This window comes from Bradyrhizobium sp., from assembly GCF_049512235.1.
Taxonomy (GTDB): Bacteria; Pseudomonadota; Alphaproteobacteria; order Rhizobiales; family Xanthobacteraceae; genus Bradyrhizobium.
Map to the genome: position 1 here is coordinate 1 of NZ_JBEKXH010000742.1, position 3,417 is coordinate 3,417.

A 3,417-nucleotide genomic window follows, 5' to 3' on the forward strand; every position below is an offset into this window, starting at 1 on the left:
AGGCGACCTCAATGTACATCCTGCCCTGCCATGTCCTGGCCACGCCCGACGCTGCCGCGTCCACCGCATCTCATCCCGCGTGTCTGACGATCGCGATACGCCCCTCATCTGGAACGAGACAGGTGGGACTATAACTGATTCGAACAAAAAGTAAACGGTAATATTTTTTACATTGGGGCTTGACAACCCAAATCACACCAGATCTGGCCCGTCGGGCACGTGCCTTTTTGCTTGGCGTCATCCGAAGACTCGGCGGACAAGAAAAAAATTGGCACGTCGGGCAAATCACCGGCATCTGTTCATGATCGCCGCAATCGGTTCGCATGACGCGCGCGAGATGGTCCAAGGATATGGAGCCGACCCATCCGCCGAAGCTCGCAGAGCGACGGTTGAAAGCTGTGAACGGCGCCCGAATTAACAGCAGTCAGGTGCGTTCACCCGTCGTCGACCTCAAATCATTACCATCGTTTAGGGTTCCAAAGCACACCTTGAAGCCCCGCGGCGGTAGCGGAAGCTTGTAGGGCGGATCGTGATCCGCCGTCATGCCAGGTCCATCTAGTGCAGCGATTCCGTGAAACCAATCAGTTCCAAGCGCTCGGTCCTCTTCCTCCCCTCCCCCCACGCGCATCGCGCGTGGCGGGGAGGGGTCGGGGGTGGGGGGTGGCGCGGCGTACACCGAAGCAGCGGTTCCTGCGGATGGTTCACCGAAGCAGCGGTTCCTTCCGATGGACCCCCCACCCCCGACCCCTCCCCACCGCTTCGCGGGGGGGAGGGGAGAAGATAGTGGCGCCGGCGCCGGGTAACTCGGGAACAGGCTCACGCGCGATATCGATATGATCAGAACTTCGGAAACGCCGTACTAGTTCGCTGCCTGCAGCCGTTGCGCGCCGTCGGCGCAAACCGATGCGATGATACGGCACGCCTTGCCCCTCCTGCTGCAATCGGACACAGCGTCCTCCTTGGCTTTCTGGATGTCCGCCCGAGCAACCATGGCCCAGCTCGATTCCGAGTGGGCGAAGACGCCGCATTCCGTCCCGAAAAAACTGATCTCCGTCGAACACTGTGACGCGTCGCCACAGGATGCGCGGGCGCTCTCGACAGCCGCTTTCCGCGTATCCTGCGACCAGGCCATGCCCCATTTGCCGGTCGACCTCGAATAGATGATGGAGCCCCACGGCTTCAGGCCGCTGATTTCACGCAGGCGGCGCAGCAGCCCTTGCGTGACTTCGCCGGTGGAGACAAGTTTGTTGGCTTGTTCAAATTCCCGAACGGCCCGATGCGCCGCCGCGCTCATCGGTCCATCGAACGGGCCCGGATCGAAGTTAAGCTCATAGAGCCGTTCCCGAACTTCGTGGAGCAAAGCGGGATCGCCGAGTTCGACCTTGTCGCTGGGTTGCTCGACGGTTGCTGATTCAACGGCAGCCGTCCTTTGCTGTTGCAGATTGATTTTCGCGATATCCGCAAAGACCCCCTTTGGGTAGCGGTTGAGATAGGCCTGGAACAGCTCGGGGTTCTTTTCGTTCTTGATCGATTCCCAGAACTCGAGCTCAATGAACGGTTCCTGCTTGTTGTTGGTCGCCTTCAAGACGTCGTCGCGGGCATAGCCAAAGGCCTTGCGCAGATCGAGACCGGGGCGGGGCAGATATTTGACCAGCGCGGCGGTGAAGGGGCTGTTCTTGCTGTCGCCGTCATAGGCGGTCGACCCGGCCTTGGCCGCGAAGGCAACCAGCGTGTTCGGACTTTCGGGCTCGACCTTGGCCAGGCCCCGTCCGATCGCGCGCGAGCCGGTCGTGCGCTTCATGGTCTTGTTGAAGGGGTTGTCGCGGCACGCGTCCAGGATGACGAGCCGCAGTTGCTTCGCGGGCTCGATGACCGTCAGAATTCGATCGAGCGGAATGGCTTCGTCAAATGCATCGATGTCGCGTTCCAGCACGGCGTCGACCGGGATCACATAGTTGGTGCCGCCGATCTCGATGCCGTGTCCGGCGAAGTAGACGATGGCGACATCGGCGTCGCGAACGCTGTCGGAGAAATCGCGCAGAGCGCGGCGCATCTCGCTCACATTGAGGTCGCGTTTGAGCTCGACGACATCGAAGCCGGCTTTCTTGAGGATCGCCGACATCGCTTCGGAATCGTTGGTGGGATTGGCGAGCCGGCTCACATTCTGATAGGCCGAGTTGCCCATCACCAGCGCCACCCGCCTCTCGGCGAATGCAGGCTGACTGAAAAGCCAGGCCGAGCAAACCGCTAAAAAGATGGCCCCAATGGCGCGCATCAGGAAATCCCACATCGGCAACGAGCTGGACCCTAGCATCCGAGCCAACGATCACAATAATTTCGATCGGAATATCTTTCTGTGATTGAAATCACACGCCCCGGCCGGAGCGGGAGGGCCGCGAGAGGCGCACTTCAATGCGTCAGCACCGCTGCCCTATCGACCCCGAAAGCATTGTTTCGAATTCGAGGGGCTCGGCATGCCCTCCCTGTGCCGTCGAATGACCGGGTGGAATCGTAGCGCCGAGAATCTCCGAAATATTGTGAATAAATACTTTCAGATCTTGTTGGACACGCGCACCCTCCGGGGGCCGAGACCATTGCAACTGTTCGCGTCCCGAATTGTCTTTGGCTGTCGGGGGGGCTTCACTCATGACGAAGGCAATCGCGATTGCTCTGGGCGTATTGCTGTCGGTGTCAGCTGGGAGTCGGATTGCACTGGCTCAAGCGGGCTCGACGGGTGGGACAATTGGGAAAACTGACAAGTCGGTGTCGGGTGACGAAGGCCAGCAGCATCAAAAGGCAAAAGTCAAAAAGCGAAGTTCCACTGCCGCGAACGAACCCCCTGTGCTGTCAATGAATGGAAAATGGATGTGGACCGCAAAATGTGACGACGGCAGCGAATGGGCTGGTGCATTCGACCTCTCGCAAACCTCGGACGGCGCAGTCAGCGGTTCTGCAAATGGAAACGACGGAAGCGGAACCATTTCAGGCAAGCTCGCAGGTGGCAGATTCACAGGCACCCGTTCCTACTTGGACCACAGCACTCGCATGGTTTTCACGGCAGGCAGACGCAGTTTGGACGGCTCGGAGAACTCAAAGAGTCATGGAGTTTGCAGATATAAAGCCCAACGAACTTGATCCTTGAGCCGCGGCCGATCCGCCGCTAGCTTCAGCCACGATCAGGCCGGCAGGGAATATGGCTGAGGAAATTTCGAACGGCGAAACGCAGGTTGTCGCGGCCACCGATCCGTATCAGCCCGAACCGCAGGCGATCGCGACTATGGATCCGGCGAAGCCGGAATTGCCGGCCCTGGCCGCCGATGTGCCCCTGCTGCGCATCGAGGGGGTGGTGAAGACATTCGGCCGCATCCCTGCGGTCGATCAGCTGTCGCTCGACATCAGGGCCGGCGAGTTTTTCGC

General features: G+C 59.9%; 2 protein-coding genes and 1 pseudogene. 2 read left to right on the forward strand and 1 reads right to left on the reverse strand.

Annotation, left to right across the window (positions count from 1 at the left end; genetic code table 11):
• Positions 1-859: 859 nt before the first annotated feature.
• A complete protein-coding gene (locus ABSG20_RS34685; protein WP_423868941.1) occupies positions 860-2,275 on the reverse strand; it encodes a caspase family protein in 1,416 nt (471 codons plus the stop codon).
• Positions 2,276-2,646: 371 nt separating this feature from the next.
• Between ABSG20_RS34685 and ABSG20_RS34690 the strand changes: the two genes are divergently transcribed.
• Positions 2,647-3,135 carry a hypothetical protein gene (locus ABSG20_RS34690; protein ID WP_423868942.1) on the forward strand — a complete coding sequence of 163 codons (489 nt, stop codon included), beginning with the start codon at positions 2,647-2,649 and terminating at the stop codon, positions 3,133-3,135.
• A 58-nt stretch (positions 3,136-3,193) separates the two neighbouring features.
• Positions 3,194-3,417: pseudogene (locus ABSG20_RS34695) on the forward strand (hypothetical protein); the annotation flags it as partial.

Bases quoted from the DNA above. Each gene is read 5' to 3' on its own strand.
- ABSG20_RS34685 (WP_423868941.1), bottom strand. From the start codon at position 2,275: ATGCGCGCCATTGGGGCCATCTTTTTAGCGGTTTGCTCGGCCTGGCTT.
- ABSG20_RS34690 (WP_423868942.1), top strand. From the start codon at position 2,647: ATGACGAAGGCAATCGCGATTGCTCTGGGCGTATTGCTGTCGGTGTCA.